Source organism: Labrys sp. Lb11 (genome assembly GCF_057554225.1).
Map to the genome: position 1 here is coordinate 865191 of NZ_BAAJOT010000003.1, position 18365 is coordinate 883555.

The window sequence follows — 18365 nt, forward strand, 5'->3', positions numbered from 1 at the left end:
GGCTGCAACGGCTTCAGGATGCGCGGGGACCGCGCGGCACGGCATTGGCCTCGACCGTGTGTCCCATGCGGGCGAACAGGCCGGCCGCGGCCTTGCGGATCTCGGCGAGCAGGCCGGGCTCGTCGAGCGCGACGAAGCGTCCCTTCTCCAGCACGATGCGGCCGTCGACGATCACCGTGTCCACCGACTTGGAACGCGAGGCGTAGAAGAGGTTGCGGACCATGTTGGTGGTCGGCACCATCTCCGGCCGGTCCAGGGTGTGGATGACGAGGTCGGCGCGCCTGCCCGGCTCGAGCGAGCCGATCTGCGTCTCGAGGCCGACGGCGCGGGCCCCCGCCCGCGTCGCCATGGCGAGACCGTCCTCTGCGACGAGATAGGTGCGGTCGCCATGGGCCTCGCGCGCCGCCATCACCGCCAGGTTCGCCTGGCGCCAGAGGTCGAAATCGTTCGACCAGTTGGCCGAGTCCGAGCCGAGCGCGATGTTGGCGCCGCGGCGCCACAGCTCGGCATGGCGGCCATGGAACGAGCCGCCATGGCCCCACATCATCGAGGCGGCCGGCGCCCAGGCGATCGAGGCGCCGCGCTCCACCAGCGCATCGCATTCGGCGTCGGTCAGGTGGTTGCCGTGGCCGAAGGTGACGTTGCGGTCGAGCAGGCCGATCTCCGCCAGGTGCAGCAGCGGATCCTTGCCGAAGCGGCTCCGGTCGGCCTCGGTGTCGGCCGGGCTGTAGGACTGGTGCAGGTTCAAGGTGACGCCGGCCGCATCGGCCCGGCGCTTGGCCTCGACCATCAGCTCCTCGCTGGCGGTGCCGAGGCCGAGAATGGCGACATGGCCGGTGACCAGCGCCTCCGGGGCGGCGTTGCGGGCGAGCTCGGCGCCCATGCGGTCGAGCGCCTCGGCCCGGCTCTTCGGCGCGCGGGCGAGCACGGTGCGGATGCGGGCCTGGGCGGCGCAGGCGCCGCAGGCAGCCCCATGGTCCTCCAGCATGCCCTGGGCGAAGCCCTGCGGCTGGTCCCAGATGAAGGCATCGCCCAGGATGGCGCGGATGCCGACCATTTCGGCCGCCCGCGCCGCCTCGGCGGGCGAGAGCACCGTGCCCGCCTCCATGAAGCAGGTGGTGCCGTTGCGGATCATCTCCATGCAGGCGAGCAGGACGGAGAGGAACTCCTCCTCGTCGTTGACCGTGTTGAAGAAACGGCTCTCGAAGCTGTCGAAGGCGTCGCTCTCCTTCATCTGGTCGGGCAGCGCGCCCCGGAAGATCTGGAAGGAGGCGTGCAGGTGGCATTCGACGAAGCCGGGATGCACCGGCGCCCCGCCCGCATCGATGCTGCGTGCCGCGACATAGCGCGGGGCGATCGCGGCGTCGTCGCCGACGGCGAGGATGCGGCCCCTGTCGACCACGACCGCGCCGTCGGGATGGATGCGGCCGGCATCGTCCATGGTGATGACGTAGGCGTGGCGGATGATCAGGTCCGCCGTCTGCGGCGCCCTGCCCTGTCCGGCGGTGCTCATGGCGTGTCTCCCCTCAGCAGCGTGGCCGCGGCCTGCGACCAGGCGAGCATCACCGGCGCGCCGACGGCGATCTCGTCCGCCTCCTCGTCGCGCAGGTCGGCCCAGATGACGGCGCCGTCGGCGAGCCGGGTGCCGACCCGGACGCTGGCGCCGAGATAGACGATCTCCGCCACCGTGCCGGCGACGCCCCGCCCCTCCGGCGGCGGCGCCTCGCCGCGACGCAGGCGGATGGCCTCCGGGCGGACCGACAGGCTGGCCTTGTCGCCGACCGCCAGCGGATGGGCCGGCTTCGGCACCCGGAACCGGGCCTCGGCCACGGCCAGCACCGCCGCATCGGCCCCGGCCTCGACGACGGTGCCGTGCCAGAGGTTGGTCTGGCCGATGAAGTCGGAGACGAAGACCGAGGCGGGCCGGCGGTAGATCTCCTGCGGCGTGCCGGCCTGGACGATGCGGCCGCCATTCATGATGGCGATGCGGTCGGACATCACCAGGGCTTCGGTCTGGTCGTGGGTGACGAAGATGAAGGTGGCGCCGAGCTTGCGCTGGATGGCGCGCAGCTCCAGTTGCATCTGCTCGCGCAGCTTGAGGTCGAGCGCCGAAAGCGGCTCGTCGAGCAGCAGCACCTTGGGCTCGCCGGCCAGCGCCCGGGCAAGCGCCACGCGCTGGGCCTGGCCGCCGCTGAGCTGGGTGGGCGCGCGCTCTCCCAGCCCCTCGAGGCGGACCAGCGCCAGCATCTCCTCGACCCGGGAGTCGATGCGTGCCCTCGGCCATTTGCGCAACTTGAGGCTGTAGGCGACATTGTCGCGCACGCTCATATGCGGGAACAGCGCCCCGCGCTGGAACACCATGTTGGTCGGGCGGCGCTCGGGCGGCCGGTCGGTGACGTCCTCGCCATAGATGCGGATCCGGCCTTCGCTCGGCGGCTCGAAGCCGGAGATGATGCGCAGCAATGTCGACTTGCCGCAGCCGCTGGCGCCTAGCAGCGAGACGAACTCGTTGTCGGCGACGGCGAAGTCGACCCGCTCCAGCGCCCTGGCCGCGCCGAAATGCTTCCTGACACCGATGATTTCGACGGCGGCCTCGGTCACGATGGCGTCTTTCTGTTGAACAGGTTCGAGGCGACGACCAGGCAGACCAGCAGCGCCAGCAGGATCGTCGCGATGGCGTTGATCGACGGGTCGACGCCGCGCCGCATCAGTCCCCAGACCAGCACCGGCACCGACTGCTGGTTGCCGATGTTGAACCAGGTGACGACGAACTCGTCGAGCGACAGCGCCGCGGCGAGCAGCGCCGCGCCGATGACGGAGGGGCGGATCAGCGGGAATGTGATGTCGCGGAAGGTGCGGACGGGCGAGGCCCCGAGGTCGCGAGCCGCCTCCAGGGTCGAGAAGTCGAAGGTCTCGAGCCGGGCGTTCATGGTCAGCACCACGAAGGGCAGGCTGACGAGGACATGGCCGATGGCGGTGTTGACCAGCCCCTGCGGCATGCCGAGCACGCGGAAGAACACGGCCAGCGAGATGCCGATCACCAGAAGCGGCACGATCGCCGGCAACAGGCTGGCGGCCAGCAGGGCCTCGCGCAGCCGCCGGCTCTTCAGGGCGGTCAGGCCGAAGGAGAAGGCGGCGCCGACGATGCCGGCCAGCAGCGCCGAGAGGGCGGCGAGCGTCAGGCTGTTGGCGAGCGCCGTCGACATCAGGGGGTTGGTCAGGGCGTTCTCGTACCAGCCGAGCGTCAGGCCCTCGATCGGCATGCTGAGCCGCGGCGAGGTGGTGAAGGAGAACAGCACGATCACCACGATCGGCGCGTAGAGATAGAGCAGCACCGCGATCGCGAACAGCGCGGGCAGCAGGCGGGAACGGCTCACCATGTCGTCACCCAGCGGATGGCGCGGGTCACGGCGAGATAGATCGCCAGCATCGCCGCGACGGTGACGAAGGCGAGGGCCGCGCCGAGCGGCCAGTTCGAGCCGATGCCGCGGAACTGGTCGGCGATGACATTGCCGATGAGCAGGCTCTGCGTGCCGCCGACCAGGCTCGGCGTGACGAAGTCGCCCGCCGCCAGCAGGAAGGCGAAGGCGAAGGCCGTGCGCACGCCCGGCAGCGCCATCGGCAGCAGCACGGTGCGCACCAGGTGCAGCCGGCCGGCGCCGAGGTCGCGGGCCGCCTCCAGGTGGTCGCGCGAGATGTTGAGCATGGCCGAATAGATCGGCAGCACCGCCAGCGGCAGCAGCAGGCCGCTCAGCGTCACCACCACGGCGAAGTTGCTGTAGATCAGGAACTCCAGCGGCTCGCCGACGACGCCGAGCCATTGCAGGGTCGCGTTGAGCAGGCCCTGCTTGCCCAGGATGGTGCGCCAGGCATAGATGCGCACGAGGTAGCCGCTGAACAGCGACAGCAGCACCAGTTGCAGGATCAGTTGGCCGCGCCGCTCGAACACGAAGCGCATGCAGGCCGACAGGGCGAAGGCGACCGGCACGACGATGCAGGCGGTGACGAAGGCGACGCCGATGGTGCGCGCCAGCAGCACCCGGTGCAGGGGCGAGGCGAAGATTTTCTCGTAATTGGCCAGCGTCGCGCCGGGGATCAGCTCGAATCCCTTGGCGGTCCAGAAGCTGAGCACGAACAGGCAGGCCATCGGCACGGCGAAGAAGACGGCATAGAACGACCCGGCCGGCAGCAGCGGCCCGAGCCGCCGCCAGGAACTCCGCGCCGATGCGGAAGGGGTGGGGGACATCGTCGTTTCCGGACTTGCCACGGCGCATGGACGCTGGAGCTCCCCTCTCCCGGCCGGGAGAGGGGTACGGCCGTGCTTGCTGGGCTACGACACCTTGAAGGTCTGCCAGGCCTCGACCCAGGCGGCGGCGCCGACGACCTCGCCCTCCGGCTCGCGCGGCGGCACGACGATCTGGGTGCCGAGGATGCCGCCGCCGGCATCGCGGACATTGGCATAGGGGTAGAGGTCGCGCAGGCCGGGATCGAGCAGGTCGAAGGCGGCCTCGACCGTGCAGCCCGAGCCGAGCTCGGTGGCGAGGGCGGCGTTGGACTTGGCCGAGGTCATGAACTCGATGAAGCCGTAGGCATTGTCGAGGTTCGGGGCTTCGACCGCGATGGCATAGGCGTCGGACCAGAAGAAGGTACCGTCGACCGAGGGCGAGCCCACCACCAGCTTCACGCCCTTCTGCTTGGCGATCAGCGTCTGGTAGGCCCAGCCGCCGATGCCGATGGAGGCATCGCCACGGATCAGCACGTCGGCCATGTCGCCGTGGGAGGCGCCGATGGTGACGACGTTCGCCTTCATCGCCAGCATCGCCTTGAGCACCTCCTGCAGCTGCGCCGCGGTGAGGCGGCTCGGCTCGGGCATGCCGAGGGAGACGGCGTAGAGCCAGATATTGCCGAAGGGGTCGTCGAGCAGCACCAGCTGGCCCTTGTACTTGGCATCGGCGAAATCGGTGTACTTGGGCGGCATCGCCTCCCACTTGGCCGGATTGAACACGCAGGGCTCGTCGCCCCAGATCATCGGAATGCCGTAGGTCTGGCCGGCGCGGGTCAGCCAGGGCGCATCGCGGAAGGCCGGAAACAGGCCCTTGGCGCTGGGGATGCGAGAAAGATCGAGCGGCTGGAACAGCTCGTCCTTGGAGGCCAGGATGGCGCGCTGGAAGTCCTTGTTCGGCGTGAGCAGATCCATGGAGCCGCGCCCGCCCGTGTTCATGCGCGTCAGCGCCTCGTCGGCGGCCGACTGGAACGAAGCCTGGAGTTTGATGCCGTTGGCCTCCAGGAACGGCTTGGCGACGTTGCCGCCGTGCTCGCCGTCCCAGCCGAAGAAGTTGAGCTCTCCGCCGAGCGCGGCCGCCCGCGCCGGGCCGCCGAGCACGGTCATCGTCGCCAGGCCCGCCGCGCCCTGGATGAAGCGGCGGCGGTCGAGCCGGGCGTGCAGCTTGGCGTCGAGCACGCTCTTCAGTCGATGATCCATGGCGGTCTCCTCTTCGGGATTGTCTTGAATCTGGATGGCAGCACGGGAGAAACAGGACCGGCACGCGAGCCGGTTGCGGACCGGCCTGCGGCATGACATCGGCGCCGGCGCCCGAGGCATGGTTTCGCCGCCGATATCGCGACTAGACTTGGTTTCGCATATGAAGTCAAGTATCACTTGTAAAACCAATAGGAGACGACGCGTGGACGAGAACGCGGAGGACAGGGGCGACCGGGCGACCTATTCGGCGCCGGCGCTGGAGAAGGGGCTGGACATCATCGAGCTCCTGGCGGCGACGGCCGAGCCCATGACCGCCCGGCAGATCGGCGAACGGCTCGGGCGCTCCAAGAACGAGATCTTCCGCATGGTCTACGTGCTGGTCGAGCGCGGCTACCTGCACCGCGATGCGGCAACGGACCGGCTGATGCTCAGCAACAAGCTGTTCGAGCTCGGCATGCGCACGCCGCGCTCGCGCTCCCTGGTCGAGGTGGCGCTGCCGGTGCTGGAGCGGCTGAGCAACGCCGTCGGGCACGCGGCCCACCTGGTCGTCGTCAACCGGGGGGAGACGGTCGTCGTCGCCACCGCGACCGGACGCTCCGAGATCAATTTCTCGCTGCAGCTCGGCTATCGCCGCCCGGCGATCGACGCCGCCTCCGGCCAGACCATCATCGCCTTCCAGCCCCCCGAGCTGCGCCGGCGCCTGATCGAGGAGAGCGCGGCGCTCACCGGCATCCGGCCGGATCTCGAGGCCCTGCAACGCCAGCTCGACCGCATCGCCGCCGATGGCTCGACGGTGTCGGCCAGCCACGACGTCCTCGGCGTCACCGATATCTGCGCGCCGATCCTCGACAAGGCGGGTCGCGGCGTCGCCAGCGTGGTGATGCCCTGCCTGCGCCGGGTCGGCGCGGCCGAGCAGGACGAGGCCCTGCGCCAGGCCCTGGCGGCAGCCTGCGCCGACATCAGCGCCGCCCTGCTCTGAATTCGCCTTTGCCCAAAATCCGTTTGGCGCGCTATCTCGTCGTGCCGGCGTGATCGCCGCCAGCCGGCGCTGGCGATGTCATCGAGTTCTCGGCTGGATCGGGACACCGTAAGACGTCCGGCGCGTCGGCATCGCTCCAGGGGCCCGCAATCTCGCCTCCCGCCGGGTCTGGACAAGGTCGATCTGAGGACCGGCCCGAATGCCGGCCGGGGCCGGCGGACGCGGAACAAGGCGCGGGTCGCCTCGTTGAGGAGCTGTCGTCCAGCCATCCCGGTGCCGCCATGTCGTTCTCACGCGCCTTCGCCAACTTCGCCCACGCCGTCGCCACGGCGGCGGGCCATCCGGTGACCTTCGCGGTCTGTTGCCTGAGCTTGCTCGCCTGGGCCGCTGCCGGTCCCTTCTTCGGATTCTCCGACACGTGGCAGCTCGCCATCAACACCGGCACGACCATCGTCACCTTCCTGATGGTGTTCCTGATCCAGAACACCCAGAACCGCGACGGCGCGGCCATCCAGGTCAAGCTCGACGAGTTGATCCTCACCAGCGCCGCCCAGGACATCTTCGTCGGCATCGAGCATCTCAGCCAGGAGGAGGTCGAGGAGTTCCGCCGCAAATGCGTGGCCGCGGCGAAGATCCACGCCGCCAACGCCTCGACCGCCACCTGAGCCGCCGGTCCCGGCGGATCGAGGACGCCCGTGCCGCTTGCCGTGGGCCGGCCATGGAACCAGGATGCCGGAACCGGGATTGGGCAGGAAGGGGCTGGCGACGCCGGCTCGGCCCAGGCGCGCGCCGCGAACGGCAAGTCCGGCGCGCCGCGCGCCGCATCGGGCCGGTCAACCGAAGATCGAGACGCAGGAGCCTGCCATGTTCGTTCGAGATGCCATGTGCCGCGATGTCCAGCTCGCGCGGCCGGACCAGACCATCGCCGAGGTCGCCCGGATGATGGCCGACAAGGACATCGGTTTCATGCCCGTCGGCGACAATGACCGCCTGGTCGGCATGATCACCGACCGGGACATCGTGGTGCGGGCGCTGGCGCGCGGCGCCGACGGCCAGTCACGCGTGCGCGACGCCATGACCGCCGAGGTCAAGTACTGCTTCGAGGACGACCAGATCGACCGCGTGGCGACGATCATGGGCGAGCAGCGGATCCGCCGCCTGCCGGTGGTGAGCCGCGACAAGCGCCTGGTCGGCGTGGTCTCGCTGGCGGACGTGGCGCACAGCCAGGACGCGGAAACCGCCGGCCTCGCCTTCGGCAGCGTGACCGAGCCCGGCGGCCTGCATTCCCCGCCGGCCCACGCCTGAGGGGCGGCGCGCGCCGCGGCCGGCGCCCCTCGCTCACAGAACCGGGGCCCGGCCCGCAGGCTCGGGCCCCAGGAGGACGCTTGATGCCCGATCCCGATCCGAAGAAGCCGACGCCGGACGGTCCGCCGCCCAGGCCGGACGTTCCGCCGCCGACGCCCGATCCCGACCACGACCCGCCGCCCGTCGAGGAACCGGATCCGCAGGAGCTGCCGGACGAGATCCCCAACCCGAACCCCGACGAGCAGTCACCGCCGATGCGGATGCGGCACCGCCGCGAGCGGCATGAGCCCGCTGTCCCCCTGCCCTGAGGATGCGCCGCCGGATCAGGCCGCCGCCAGCGCCAGCGCGATGCCCTGGCCGACACCGATGCACATGGTGACGAGGGCGCGGCCGGAGCCACGCTCGCGAAGGTCGAGCGCTGCGGAGCCGGCGATGCGCGCGCCCGACGCGCCGAGCGGATGGCCGAGGGCGATGGCGCCGCCGTGGGCGTTGACGTGCCCGGCGTCGTCGGCGACGCCGAGGCCGCGCAGCACGGCCAGCGCCTGGCTGGCGAAGGCTTCGTTGAGCTCGACCACGTCGAAATCGGCGATGCCGAGCCCGAGCCGCCGCATCAGCTTCTGCGAGGCCGGCAGCGGGCCGATCCCCATGATCCGCGGCGGCACGCCGGCCGTGGCCGCGCCGAGGATGCGGGCCATCGGCGTCAGGCCATGGCGCCGGCAGGCGGCGGCGGAAGCGATGAGCAGGGCCGCCGCGCCGTCATTGACGCCGGAGGCATTGCCCGCGGTGACGGTGCCGCCCTGCCGGAACGGCGTCGGCAACCGGGCCAGCCCCTCCAGGGTGGTGTCGGCCCGGGGATGCTCGTCCGCCTCGATGCTGGTCACCGCGCCCTTGCGGCCCGGGATCCGGACGGGAACGATCTCCCGCGCCAGCCGGCCGCTGCGCTGCGCCGCCGCGGCCCGCTGCTGGCTGCGCAGGGCGAAGGCATCCTGGTCCAGGCGCGAGATGCCGAACTCGGCCGCGACGTTCTCTCCGGTCTCGGGCATGGAGTCGGTGCCGTACCGGGCCTGCATCAGCGGATTGACGAAACGCCAGCCGATCGTGGTGTCGTGGATCTCGGCGGCCCGGGAAAAGGCCGCCTCCGCCTTGGGCATGACGAAGGGCGCGCGGGACATGGATTCGACCCCGCCCGCCAGGACCAGCTCGGCCTCGCCCGCCCTGATCTGGCGGGCGGCGATGGCGACCGCGTCGAGCCCGGAACCGCACAGCCGGTTGACCGTGGTGCCCGGCACCGAGGCCGGCAGCCCGGCCAGCAGGCTCGCCATGCGGGCGACGTTGCGGTTGTCCTCGCCCGCCTGGTTGGCGCAGCCGAGCACGACCTCGTCGATGGCCGCTGGGTCGAGGCCCGGATGGCGCTCCACCAGGGTGCGCAGCGGCAGGGCCGCAAGGTCGTCGGGACGCACCGGGGCGAGCGCTCCGCCGAAGCGCCCGATCGGCGTGCGGACGGTGTCGACGATGTAGGCGTCCATCGGCTCAGGCCCCGGCATGGGCCCGCCGGGTGCGGGCGTGGAGGTCGCGCAGCACCGAAAGCTCCGTCGCGGTCGGCGGCGGCGTTTCGGTGAGCGCCTCGGCGAAGCGCAGCCGCCAGCCGCAGCCCGCCTGCACCTGCTCGCGCGTCACGCCCGGATGCAGGGACATCACGGTCAGCTCCTTGCTGTCCGGATCGGGCGCCATCACGCACAGATCCGTCATCACCCGCGTTGGGCCCCTGGTGGCGAGGCCGAGCCGGCGGCGGTGGTCGCCGCCGGTGCCGTGGCCCATCGAGGTGACGAAGGGCAGCGTCTCGACGAAGGTGCGCTGGCCCATGGCCATGGTGATGAACACCTCGCCGCAATGGGCGGCGATCTCCGGCGCGCCGCCCCCGCCGGGCAGGCGCACCTTCGGCCGGTCATAGGCGCCGACCACGGTGGTGTTGAGGTTGGCGAACCGGTCGATCTGCGCGCCGCCGAGGAAGCCGACGGTGATGCGCCCGCCCTGCAGCCAGTAGCGGAACATTTCCGGCACCGGCACCGTGGTCAGGGCGGTGTCGCACAGCTCGCCGTCGCCGATCGAGAGGGGCAGTACGTCCGGGCGCGTGCCGATGGTGCCGGATTCGTAGATCAGGGTGATGCCCGGCGCATGGGTCAGGCGCGCCAGGTTGCAGGCGGCCGAGGGCGCGCCGATGCCGACGAAGCAGACATCCTCGTTGCGCAGGGCGCGGGCGGCCGCGACGGTCATCATCTCGGTGGGCGTGACATCGCTCATGACGGCCTCCTCACGCGGCCTGCGCATGGCGGGCGAAGGCCGCCGCATCGCGGGCGAGGATGTTCTCCCGGACCCAGGCGGCAAAGCTGTCGCGGTCGCGGGAGATCGCGTCCCAGGCGAGGTAGAAGGCGTTCGAGCGGCGGTAATAGCCGTGGGCGTAGGACGGGAAGGCGCCGCCCGGCACCACGGCGATGGCGCCGACCGTCCAGGCCGGCAGGATCACCGCATTGGCCGAGCGCGGACCGAAGCTGTCGACCACCTCCTCCACCGTGACGATCGAGCGCCGGGCCGCCAGCACCGCCTCCTTCTGCACGCCGAGGATCCCTTCGATCAGCACATTGCCGTCCCGGTCGGCCCGCAGCGCGTGGATGATGGCGACGTCGGGCCGGATCGCCGGCACCGTCGCCAGCCGCTCGCCGGTATAGGGGCATTCGATCGCGCGGATGGTCGGATTCACCTTGGGCAGGTCGGCGCCGACATAGCCGCGGAACACGGCGAAGGGCAGGTTGGCGGCGCCGGCCTCGTAGGCATGGGCCATTGCGGCGTGGGAGTGCTCCTCCAGCTCGATCGGGTTGGGAAAGCCGTTCTCCACCGCGTCGCGCATGCGGTGCAGCGAGCCGACGCCGGGATTGCCGCCCCAGGAGAATGTCAGCTTGCGGGCTGCGCCGACGCCGATCAACTGGTCGTAGAGGATGTCCGGCGTCATGCGGATCAGCTTCAGATCCCGCCGCCCCTGCCGGATGACCTCATGGCCGGCGGCATAGGGGATGAGGTGGGTGAAGCCCTCCATGGCGACACTGTCGCCGTCGCGGAGATTGGCCTCCACGGCCGAGGCCAGGTCGAGGAACTCTGCCATTGCGCGTGTTTCCGGACTTTGGAATGTGCGTATACCGCACAATCGTGCTTTCTCCGCCCAGTGTAAGCGCAAGCTGCCCTTGCCGGTCAAGGGCGAATTGTGAACACCTGTTCGTATATCGCACACTGCTGAAAGTCGGTTGGTTTTGGGCCGAACCGTTATCCCATGCCGCCACGCGCCGTCCGTGCGATCGCTGATTGAACCGCTGCGGCTGCCATGCAATTCAGGGGGCGCAGAATGCGATTCCGCGTCCGCGACCCGACCGATCCCCGCCCGGGACGGCCCCCCGCCGGCTTTCCGCCGGCCCGTGGGGACCGGGAGACGGACCCACGAAAGGGAATGGAATGAGTGCCCTTCAACTCGGCACGCTCGAGAAGGCGGTCAAGATCCTGGACCTCTACAACGAGAATGCCGAGAGCTTCACCTTCTCGGAGATCGTCGCCAAGACGGGCCTCGAGAAGGGCTCGGTGCAGCGGCTGCTGTTCACCCTGCAGAATCTCGGCCTGCTGCGCCGGCACCAGAAGAGCAAGCGCTACAGCCTGTCGCCGCGCTTCATCTCCTTCGCGGTGTCCTTCTGCCAGACCGATCCGCTGATGCTGCAGGCCCTGAAATATGTCGAGCCTCTGGCGCGCCAGACCACCGAGGCGGTGAGCGTGGCGCTGATGGACGGGGCGCATGTGTTCTACGTCAACCGGGTGCCCAACCTGGTCAGCCACGATTTCGCGCTGCTGCCCGTGCGCCGCTACGCCTTCTGCACCGCCGCCGGCCGGACGATGATGGCCTGCATGCCGGATGCGGATGTCGACCGCATCCTCAGCCATTCGCCGATGCAGCGCCTGACCAGCCGCACCATCGTCGACCCCGAGGAGATCCGGCGCCTGCTCGTCGTCTTCCGCAAGGAGGGCATCGCCTGGCAGGACGGCGAGGTGCTGGAGAACGAGATCGGCATCGCCGCCCCCATCCTCGGCGACGGCGGCGTGCCCGTCGCCGCGGTGGCGATGTCCCTCGACAAGGCGCAGTTCGACCTTGACAGCGCCCGCGAGCGCTTCAGCGCCCTGATCCAGACCGCCGCCCGCGACATGTCGAACCCGGCCCTGTCGGCGAGCCGCTTCCCGCCGTCCTGGTGAGGGCCTCTACCCGCCGGACTGGCCTGCGGCCGGCGCCCGTGCCCGCTCGAACAGCTGCAGCACGTTGCCGTCGGGATCGGCGACGGTGAGGGTGCGGCCATGGCTGCCCATGTCGCGCTCGCCGAGCACGGTGCCCCCGGCCTCCGCCACCCGTCCGCGCATGGCGTCGAGGTCGTCGGTCTCGAACACGATCACCGCGCCCCTCGCCCCGGCGGCGGCCTCCTCGGGCGCGGCGAGCGCGAAATTGGCGCCGCCGACGCCGAACTGCACCCAGCGGGCGGCGTCGGCGAACTTCACCGGCAGGCCGAGGCCGGTCTCGTAGAAGGCCCGCGCCCGCCCGACGTCGGCGACGGTGTAGTAGCTGTTCTGCAGTCGCGTGATCGCCATGGCTCCCTCCCCGCTCAGGCCGCCGCGCGCGCTTCGGCGAGCGAGCGGTCGATCGCCCGGCTGAGCTTTTCCGCGATCTCGTCGAGCTGGCGCTCCTCGAGGATGTAGGGCGGCGCCAGCAGCACGTGGTCGCCGCGCCGGCCGTCCAGGGTGCCGCCGGAAGGATAGCACATCAGGCCCTCGGCCATGGCGTTGGCCTTGATCCGCGCATGCAGCCGCAGCGCCGGGTCGAACGGCGCCTTGCTCGCCCGGTCCTCGACCAGCTCGACGCCCCAGAACAGGCCCCGCCCGCGGATGTCGCCGACATGCTCATGCCCTTCGAACAGCTGGCGCAATCGCGCGGACAGGCCGAGGCCGAGCGCGCCGACCCGCTCGAGCAATCCCTCCTCGATGACGGCGCGCTGCACGGCCAGCGCCCCGGCGCAGGCCGCGGCATGGGCGACATAGGTATGGCCGTGATGGAAGAAGCCGGAGCCGGCGACGATTGTCTCGTAGACGCGCGAGGACGCGATCGTCGCGCCGATCGGCTGGTACCCCGCGCCCAGGCCCTTGGCGACGGCCACGACATCGGGCACGACGCCTTCCTGCTCGCAGGCGAACAGCGTGCCGGTGCGGCCCATGCCGCACATCACCTCGTCCAGGACGAGCAGGATGCCGTACCGGTCGCAGATCTCGCGCAGGCGCCGGAAATAGCCGGGCACCGCCGGCACCGCGCCCAGGGTGGCGCCGACCACCGTCTCCGCGACGAAACCGATGATCGTTTCCGGCCCGAGGCGCCGGACGGCAGCCTCCAGCTCGCGCGCGAGCCGGTCGCCATAGGCCTCGGCGCTCTCGCCCGCCTCCTGGCCGCGATAGGCGTAGCAGGGCGAGACATGCTCGACATCGATCAGGATCGGCTCGAACAGGGCGCGCCGCCCGGGGTTGCCGCCGACCGAAAGGGCGCCGAGCGTGTTGCCGTGATAGCTCTGTCGCCGGGCGATGAAGCGCCGCCGGCCGGGCTCGCCGCGCTCGACGAAATATTGCCGGCAGAGCTTGAGCGCCGCCTCGATCGCTTCCGATCCGCCGGAGAGGAAATAGACGTGATCGAGCCCGGGCGGCGCGCGCCCGGCCAGCAGTTCCGCCAGTTCCTCGGCCGCAGGCGTCGTGAAGAAGGAGGTGTGGGCGAAGGGCAGCGTGTCGAGCTGGGCCTTGATCGCCTCGATCACCTTGCGGTGGGTGTGGCCGAGGCAGGAAACCGCCGCCCCGCCCGAGGCGTCGAGATAGCGCCGGCCGTCGGCGTCGACGACATAGGCGCCCTCGCCGCGGACGGCCATGGGATAGGCCTGCCTGGGCATGCGATGGAAGACATGGGTCATGGGTGCCGTCCCGGTTTCGCCTCGATCAGGCGTGTCGATCCAGGGCATGGAAGCGCCCGTCGAAATAGACGAGCGGCCGCTCGGCCTCGCCGATCTCGACCGCGGTGACGATGCCGACCACGATGATGTGGGAGAACATCGGGATCAGCCGGCCGGTGCGGCAGTCGACATGGCAGAGGGCGCCGGTCAGCCGGGGCGGCCCGCTGCCCGGGCTCGCCGCGACCAGGCTCTCGCGCGCCGCCGGGCCGAGCCGGCCGGCATAGGCCTCGGCCTCGCGCGCCTGCGCCTCGGCCAGAAGGTGGACGGTGAAGCGGCGTGCCTCGCGCAGCGCCTCCAGCACGCCGGAGGACCGGCGGATCGACACCAGCAGCGACGGCGGCTCCATCGACAGCGAGGTCACCGAGGTGGCCGTCAGCCCGGCGGTGGCGGTGCCGTGGCGGACGCTCACGGCGCAGACGCCGCCGGCGAGCCTGCGCATGCCGGATCGGAAGGCATCGGCGAGCGAAGCCTCCGCGCCGGCTTCGGCCAGGGGCGAGGCCGCGGCCAGCCACGGCTCCTCCTCCAGGATCTCACCGAGAGGCAGCGCGAGCGCGCCCATCACGCCACCGCCGCGTGCACCGTGTCGGCCGCCAGGGCCTTGCGGACCTTGGGCATCACCTCGGCGCCGAACCGCTCCATGGAGCGCAGGGCGGCGCGGGATTCGATGCCCGCCGGCCACATGAAGCAGCTCAGGTCGGTGATGCCGACGGTGCGGATCTCGTGCACCAGGCGCTCGGCGACGGTGTCGGCGTCGCCGATCGGCAGCGCCGCCTGGATCGCCTCGAGCGTCGGCTCGCCCTCGACGGGCAGGTCGGCGATGATGTGGCCGTCGAGCACCTGGGCGCCGACCCGCATGTGCCCGGCGCAGCGCCCGGCATAGCGGATCCCCTCCGCCACCTTGCGCAGCTCGGCGCGGTCGTCGGAGACGAAGACGTAGCGCTGGGCGGCGAAGCGCCGGCCGGCCAGGTCATGGCCGGCCTGGGCATACTGGGCCGCGAGGTGGGTGCGCACCGCCTGCAGCGCCGCCGTGTCGCCCCAGCCGACCGTGCAGAACGGCACCGCGTCGGTGGCGATGGCATGGCGGATCATCGCCGGCGTCCAGGCGACGAAGAACGTCTCCAGGCGGCGCGGCCGGTAGAGGCTGATCGCCTGCGGCACGTCGGGCAGCTGGTACATCTTGCCGGCATAGCGGAAGCGGTTGGTGTGCACCGCCTGGTCGATGATCTGCCAGATCTCCAGCATGCGCTCCTGGCGCTCGGCGAGATCGGCGCCGAAGGCGTCGAACTCGAAGCGCTGATAGCCCGAGCCGATGCCGAGCACGGCGCGGCCATGGCTGAGCTGGTCGAGCAGCGCGACCTCCTCGGCCACCCGGATCGGGTTGTAGAGCGGAGCGACAATGACCGCCGGCCCGAGCCCGATGCGCTTGGTCTCGCGCGCGACCGCCGCCGCCATCATCAGCGGCGAGGGGCACAGGCTGTAGTTGGAGAAGTGGTGCTCGGCGAACCAGGCGACGTCGAAGCCGAGATCGTCCGCCAGCCTGGCGCAGGCGATGGTGCCCGCGAACACGTCGCGCTGATCCAGCCCGTACTGGTTCATCAGGTTGAAGAGACCGAACCGCATCTGCTTCTCCATATCATATAGTGATTTCATTTTATCGATATACGATAAAAGATGTCAACCGGGTTGCGTCGCCCCGAGGGCGATTTCGAAGGGGCGGGCTGCCCCTCCCATCCGGGCGGGTGGCCGGCTCCGGGCCGGTGTCAGATGCCGACGATCACCTCGCCGCCATTGGGGCTGATCACCTGTCCGGTGATGAAGTCGGCCTGGGGCGAGGCGAGGAAGGCGACGGTGTAGGAGAGCTCGCGCGGATCGGCGTAGCGGCCGAGGGGCACGCGGGCGACCTTCTGGGCCATGCGGGCCTCGATGTCGGGCTGCGACAGCACCATCTCGGTGACGACGCCGCCGGGAGCCACCGCGTTGACATGGATGTTCCAGGGCGCCAGCTCCTTGGCCCAGGCCTTGGTCAGGCCGAGCAGGGCGGCCTTGGCGCCGCAATAGGGCGAGGCATAGTGGTGCCCGACCATGCCCCAGATCGACGAGATGTTGATGATCTTGCCGCTGCGCTGCTGCTTCATCAGCGGCACCACGGCCCGGGTGGCGAAGAAGCTGCCCTTCACATGCACCGCGAACATGCGGTCGAAATGCTCCTCGGTCGTGTCTTCGATCACCGGCTCGCCGCCGATGCCGGCATTGTTGACGAGGATGTCGATGCGGCCGAGCCGTTGCCCGGTCTCGGCCAGCAGCGCCGCCGTGCGGTCGGTGTCGGCGATGTCGCAGGCGAGCGAAGAGGCCTCGCCCCCGGCCTTGCGCACCAGCGCCGCCGTCTCCTCGGCCTTGTCGCCCTGGATGTCCTGCGCCACGATCCGGGCGCCGCGCTCGGCCAGCAGCAGCGCGTGCGCCCGGCCCATGCCGGCGCCGGCGCCGGTGATGACGGCCACCTTTCCCTGAAGTTCAGCCATGTCCCTCTCCCTCGATGCCTGCCGGCGCCGGCTCCGCCGCGCCGGAATTGCGCGTGCCGTGCAGGCACGCCTCGTCCTTCGCCGCACAGCCGCACGGCGTCGCTCGTCCGCGCCTCCGCATGGGAAGCGCCTGGCTCTAGAATCCGACGATCGTCTTGCCGCCGTTGGGGCTGACCACCTGTCCCGTGATGAAGGCCGCCTCGTCGCTGACGAGGAAGGCCAGGCTCGATGCGATCTCCTCCGGCTGGGCCCAGCGGCCGAGCGGCACGGCCTGCTCCTCCCGGCGCACGCCCTCCTCGCCCAGGGTCTGCAGCACCATCCGGCTCCAGACGCCCCCCGGGGCGATGGCGTTGACGGTGATGCCGAAGGGCGCCAGCTCCTTGGCCCAGGCCTTGGTCAGCCCGAGCACCGCGCCCTTGGCCGCGATATAGTCGGAGGCGACGTCGTGCCCAGCCTGAGCCCAGCGCGAGGAGACGTTGACGATCCGGCCCCAGCGCCGCTGCTTCATCGACGGCACCGCCGCCCGGGCGCAGAAGAAGCTGCCCTTGACGTGGATGCCGATCATCCGGTCGAAGGCGGCGGCGTCGATCGCCTCGATCGGCCGGTCGATGCCGATGCCGGCATTGTTGACGACGATGTCGATGCGCCCGAAGCGCGCCAGCGTCTCGCCGGCCATGCGGTCGATGGCGGCGACGTCGGCGATGTCGAAGGCGTGGGTCGCGGCCTGCCCGCCGGCCTCGGCGACCAGTTGCGCCGTCTCGGCGAGGCCGCGCTCGTCGATGTCCTGCAGCACCACGATCCCGCCGAGCGCGGCGAGCCGCCGGGCATGGGCACGCCCCATGCCCGACCCGGCTCCGGTGATGACGGCGACCTTCCCGGCAATGTCCGGCATCGTCTCAGTTCCCCATGACCAGGAGGGCGTCCCGGCGCCGCCAACCGACCTCGATGCGCTGGCCCGGCTCCAGCAGGGTGATGTCCGGGCGCGTGGGAATGCGGGCCGTCATCACGATGTCGGCCGCCTCCAGCCGGACCCGGTAGCGGACGCTGCCGGTGGTGTAGACGACGTCCTCGACCCGGCCTGAGAAGGCGTTGTCGAGCCCGCCGGCCCCCTCCCCCAGCACGACGTTCTCCGGCCGGATGCAGACCGCCGAAGCCTGCCCCCGCTCCTCGGGCACGGTGGCGCGGACCTTGAGGCCGCCCGTCGTCGTCACCATGGCCTCCTCGCCGTCGAGCGCGGCGACGGTCTCGGCCGGCAGCAGCGTCGCCTCGCCCAGGAAGCTCGCCACGAACGGCGTCGCCGGCCGCTCGTAGAGCCGGCGCGGCGAGGCGACCTGCTCGATCCGGCCGCCGCGCATGATGGCGATGCGGTCGGCCATGAACGCGGCCTCATGCTGGTCGTGGGTGACGTAGATCACCGTCGCGCCGAGCGCGGCCTGGAACTTCTTGATCTCCTCCTGCATCTCCTCGCGCAGGTTCTTGTCGAGCGCGCCGAGCGGCTCGTCCATCAGCAGGAGCAGCGGGTCGTAGACGGCGGCGCGGGCCAGCGCCACGCGCTGCTGCTGGCCGCCGGAGAGCTGCGCCGGGCGGCGGTCGGCCATGGTGTCGAGGCGCACCATGGCGAGCATGCGCGCCACACGCGCCGCGATCTCGGCCTTGGGACAGCCGCGCATGCGCAGGGGGAAGCCGACATTCTCCGCCACGGTCATGTGCGGGAACAGGGCATAGTTCTGGAACACCATGCCGAAGTTCCGCCGATAGGGCGGTACCGCGACCACGTCGGCGCCGTCGACCCGGATGGCGCCGGCCGAAGGCGGCACGAAGCCGGCCGTGATGCCGAGCAGGGTCGACTTGCCCGAGCCGCTCGGGCCGATGATGGCGAAGAACTCGCCGGCGGCGACGCGCAGCGACGTCGGTTGGAGGGCCTCGAACTCGCCATAGCTCTTGGCCACCGCCTCGAAGTCGACGACCGCGCCGATCCTGCTGGACATCGTGGATGCTCGTCCTGTGTCGACCTT

Annotated in this window: 20 protein-coding genes; 5 read left to right on the forward strand and 15 right to left on the reverse strand. The window is 70.8% G+C overall.

What is annotated here, in order from left to right:
• Positions 1 to 13: 13 nt before the first annotated feature.
• From AC27L4_RS13795 to AC27L4_RS13815, 5 genes are all read right to left on the reverse strand, one after another.
• A complete protein-coding gene (locus tag AC27L4_RS13795; protein ID WP_487142776.1) occupies positions 14 to 1513 on the reverse strand; it encodes an amidohydrolase family protein in 1500 nt (499 codons plus the stop codon).
• Positions 1510 to 2601, reverse strand: coding sequence for an ABC transporter ATP-binding protein (locus tag AC27L4_RS13800; protein WP_487142777.1), 1092 nt, complete (start codon positions 2599 to 2601; stop codon positions 1510 to 1512). Before AC27L4_RS13800 ends, AC27L4_RS13795 begins: the two co-directional genes overlap by 4 nt.
• Entirely contained in the window at positions 2598 to 3380 is a 783-nt protein-coding gene (locus AC27L4_RS13805; RefSeq protein WP_487142778.1) for an ABC transporter permease, read from the reverse strand. The genes AC27L4_RS13800 and AC27L4_RS13805 overlap by 4 nt, the downstream gene beginning before the upstream one ends.
• On the reverse strand, positions 3374 to 4246 hold the full coding sequence (locus tag AC27L4_RS13810) for an ABC transporter permease (RefSeq protein ID WP_487142779.1): 873 nt from the start codon (positions 4244 to 4246) through the stop codon (positions 3374 to 3376). The genes AC27L4_RS13805 and AC27L4_RS13810 overlap by 7 nt, the downstream gene beginning before the upstream one ends.
• 84 nt (positions 4247 to 4330) lie before the next feature.
• Entirely contained in the window at positions 4331 to 5482 is a 1152-nt protein-coding gene (locus AC27L4_RS13815) for an ABC transporter substrate-binding protein (RefSeq protein ID WP_487142780.1), read from the reverse strand.
• Positions 5483 to 5684: 202 nt separating this feature from the next.
• On the opposite strand from AC27L4_RS13815, the gene AC27L4_RS13820 reads away from it, so the two are divergent.
• The 4 genes from AC27L4_RS13820 (at position 5685) to AC27L4_RS13835 (ending at position 8074) form a co-directional block, all read left to right on the forward strand.
• A complete protein-coding gene (locus AC27L4_RS13820) occupies positions 5685 to 6461 on the forward strand; it encodes an IclR family transcriptional regulator (protein WP_487142781.1) in 777 nt (258 codons plus the stop codon).
• Between the two features lie 281 nt (positions 6462 to 6742).
• Entirely contained in the window at positions 6743 to 7126 is a 384-nt protein-coding gene (locus AC27L4_RS13825; RefSeq protein WP_487142782.1) for a low affinity iron permease family protein, read from the forward strand.
• 199 nt (positions 7127 to 7325) lie between these two features.
• Entirely contained in the window at positions 7326 to 7766 is a 441-nt protein-coding gene (locus tag AC27L4_RS13830) for a CBS domain-containing protein (RefSeq protein ID WP_487142783.1), read from the forward strand.
• An 83-nt stretch (positions 7767 to 7849) separates the two neighbouring features.
• The gene (locus AC27L4_RS13835) at positions 7850 to 8074 is read left to right on the forward strand and encodes a hypothetical protein (protein WP_487142784.1); all 225 of its coding nucleotides are present in this window, start codon (positions 7850 to 7852) and stop codon (positions 8072 to 8074) included.
• Between the two features lie 15 nt (positions 8075 to 8089).
• Here AC27L4_RS13835 and pcaF read toward each other — a convergent pair whose 3' ends face one another.
• Genes pcaF through AC27L4_RS13850 form a run of 3 tightly spaced genes read right to left on the reverse strand, consistent with a single transcriptional unit; the run spans position 8090 to position 10923 of the window.
• The gene (gene pcaF, locus AC27L4_RS13840; protein ID WP_487142785.1) at positions 8090 to 9292 is read right to left on the reverse strand and encodes a 3-oxoadipyl-CoA thiolase; all 1203 of its coding nucleotides are present in this window, start codon (positions 9290 to 9292) and stop codon (positions 8090 to 8092) included.
• Between the two features lie 4 nt (positions 9293 to 9296).
• Complete coding sequence (locus AC27L4_RS13845) at positions 9297 to 10067, reverse strand: CoA-transferase subunit beta (RefSeq protein ID WP_487142786.1); 771 nt, start codon at positions 10065 to 10067, stop codon at positions 9297 to 9299.
• 10 nt (positions 10068 to 10077) lie between these two features.
• Positions 10078 to 10923: a CoA transferase subunit A gene (locus tag AC27L4_RS13850; protein ID WP_487142787.1), complete on the reverse strand. Its 846-nt coding sequence runs from the start codon at positions 10921 to 10923 to the stop codon at positions 10078 to 10080.
• Between the two features lie 344 nt (positions 10924 to 11267).
• Between AC27L4_RS13850 and AC27L4_RS13855 the strand changes: the two genes are divergently transcribed.
• Positions 11268 to 12050, forward strand: a complete 783-nt coding sequence (locus AC27L4_RS13855; RefSeq protein WP_487142788.1) for an IclR family transcriptional regulator — start codon at positions 11268 to 11270, stop codon at positions 12048 to 12050.
• A gap of 6 nt (positions 12051 to 12056) precedes the next feature.
• On the opposite strand, the gene AC27L4_RS13860 is transcribed toward AC27L4_RS13855, so the two are convergent.
• The 7 genes from AC27L4_RS13860 to AC27L4_RS13890 form a co-directional block, all read right to left on the reverse strand.
• On the reverse strand, positions 12057 to 12437 hold the full coding sequence (locus tag AC27L4_RS13860) for a VOC family protein (RefSeq protein ID WP_487142789.1): 381 nt from the start codon (positions 12435 to 12437) through the stop codon (positions 12057 to 12059).
• Positions 12438 to 12451: 14 nt separating this feature from the next.
• A complete protein-coding gene (locus AC27L4_RS13865; protein WP_487142790.1) occupies positions 12452 to 13792 on the reverse strand; it encodes an aspartate aminotransferase family protein in 1341 nt (446 codons plus the stop codon).
• Positions 13793 to 13817: 25 nt separating this feature from the next.
• A complete protein-coding gene (locus AC27L4_RS13870) occupies positions 13818 to 14390 on the reverse strand; it encodes a flavin reductase family protein (RefSeq protein ID WP_487142791.1) in 573 nt (190 codons plus the stop codon).
• Positions 14390 to 15451, reverse strand: coding sequence for an LLM class flavin-dependent oxidoreductase (locus tag AC27L4_RS13875; RefSeq protein ID WP_487142792.1), 1062 nt, complete (start codon positions 15449 to 15451; stop codon positions 14390 to 14392). Before AC27L4_RS13875 ends, AC27L4_RS13870 begins: the two co-directional genes overlap by 1 nt.
• A 140-nt stretch (positions 15452 to 15591) precedes the next feature.
• The gene (locus tag AC27L4_RS13880) at positions 15592 to 16350 is read right to left on the reverse strand and encodes an SDR family NAD(P)-dependent oxidoreductase (RefSeq protein ID WP_487142793.1); all 759 of its coding nucleotides are present in this window, start codon (positions 16348 to 16350) and stop codon (positions 15592 to 15594) included.
• A gap of 136 nt (positions 16351 to 16486) precedes the next feature.
• Entirely contained in the window at positions 16487 to 17242 is a 756-nt protein-coding gene (locus AC27L4_RS13885) for an SDR family NAD(P)-dependent oxidoreductase (RefSeq protein ID WP_487142794.1), read from the reverse strand.
• A gap of 4 nt (positions 17243 to 17246) precedes the next feature.
• Positions 17247 to 18338, reverse strand: coding sequence for an ABC transporter ATP-binding protein (locus tag AC27L4_RS13890; protein ID WP_487142795.1), 1092 nt, complete (start codon positions 18336 to 18338; stop codon positions 17247 to 17249).
• Between the last annotated feature and the right edge of the window lie 27 nt (positions 18339 to 18365).

Coding starts and splice junctions, on each gene's coding strand:
- AC27L4_RS13795 (WP_487142776.1), bottom strand. CDS start 1,513: ATGAGCACCGCCGGACAGGGCAGGGCGCCGCAGACGGCGGACCTGATC.
- AC27L4_RS13825 (WP_487142782.1), top strand. CDS start 6,743: ATGTCGTTCTCACGCGCCTTCGCCAACTTCGCCCACGCCGTCGCCACG.
- AC27L4_RS13805 (WP_487142778.1), bottom strand. CDS start 3,380: ATGGTGAGCCGTTCCCGCCTGCTGCCCGCGCTGTTCGCGATCGCGGTG.
- AC27L4_RS13815 (WP_487142780.1), bottom strand. CDS start 5,482: ATGGATCATCGACTGAAGAGCGTGCTCGACGCCAAGCTGCACGCCCGG.
- AC27L4_RS13830 (WP_487142783.1), top strand. CDS start 7,326: ATGTTCGTTCGAGATGCCATGTGCCGCGATGTCCAGCTCGCGCGGCCG.
- AC27L4_RS13835 (WP_487142784.1), top strand. CDS start 7,850: ATGCCCGATCCCGATCCGAAGAAGCCGACGCCGGACGGTCCGCCGCCC.
- AC27L4_RS13890 (WP_487142795.1), bottom strand. CDS start 18,338: ATGTCCAGCAGGATCGGCGCGGTCGTCGACTTCGAGGCGGTGGCCAAG.
- AC27L4_RS13850 (WP_487142787.1), bottom strand. CDS start 10,923: ATGGCAGAGTTCCTCGACCTGGCCTCGGCCGTGGAGGCCAATCTCCGC.
- AC27L4_RS13855 (WP_487142788.1), top strand. CDS start 11,268: ATGAGTGCCCTTCAACTCGGCACGCTCGAGAAGGCGGTCAAGATCCTG.
- AC27L4_RS13880 (WP_487142793.1), bottom strand. CDS start 16,350: ATGGCTGAACTTCAGGGAAAGGTGGCCGTCATCACCGGCGCCGGCGCC.
- AC27L4_RS13845 (WP_487142786.1), bottom strand. CDS start 10,067: ATGAGCGATGTCACGCCCACCGAGATGATGACCGTCGCGGCCGCCCGC.
- AC27L4_RS13870 (WP_487142791.1), bottom strand. CDS start 14,390: ATGGGCGCGCTCGCGCTGCCTCTCGGTGAGATCCTGGAGGAGGAGCCG.
- AC27L4_RS13810 (WP_487142779.1), bottom strand. CDS start 4,246: ATGTCCCCCACCCCTTCCGCATCGGCGCGGAGTTCCTGGCGGCGGCTC.
- AC27L4_RS13885 (WP_487142794.1), bottom strand. CDS start 17,242: ATGCCGGACATTGCCGGGAAGGTCGCCGTCATCACCGGAGCCGGGTCG.
- pcaF (WP_487142785.1), bottom strand. CDS start 9,292: ATGGACGCCTACATCGTCGACACCGTCCGCACGCCGATCGGGCGCTTC.
- AC27L4_RS13875 (WP_487142792.1), bottom strand. CDS start 15,451: ATGCGGTTCGGTCTCTTCAACCTGATGAACCAGTACGGGCTGGATCAG.
- AC27L4_RS13860 (WP_487142789.1), bottom strand. CDS start 12,437: ATGGCGATCACGCGACTGCAGAACAGCTACTACACCGTCGCCGACGTC.
- AC27L4_RS13865 (WP_487142790.1), bottom strand. CDS start 13,792: ATGACCCATGTCTTCCATCGCATGCCCAGGCAGGCCTATCCCATGGCC.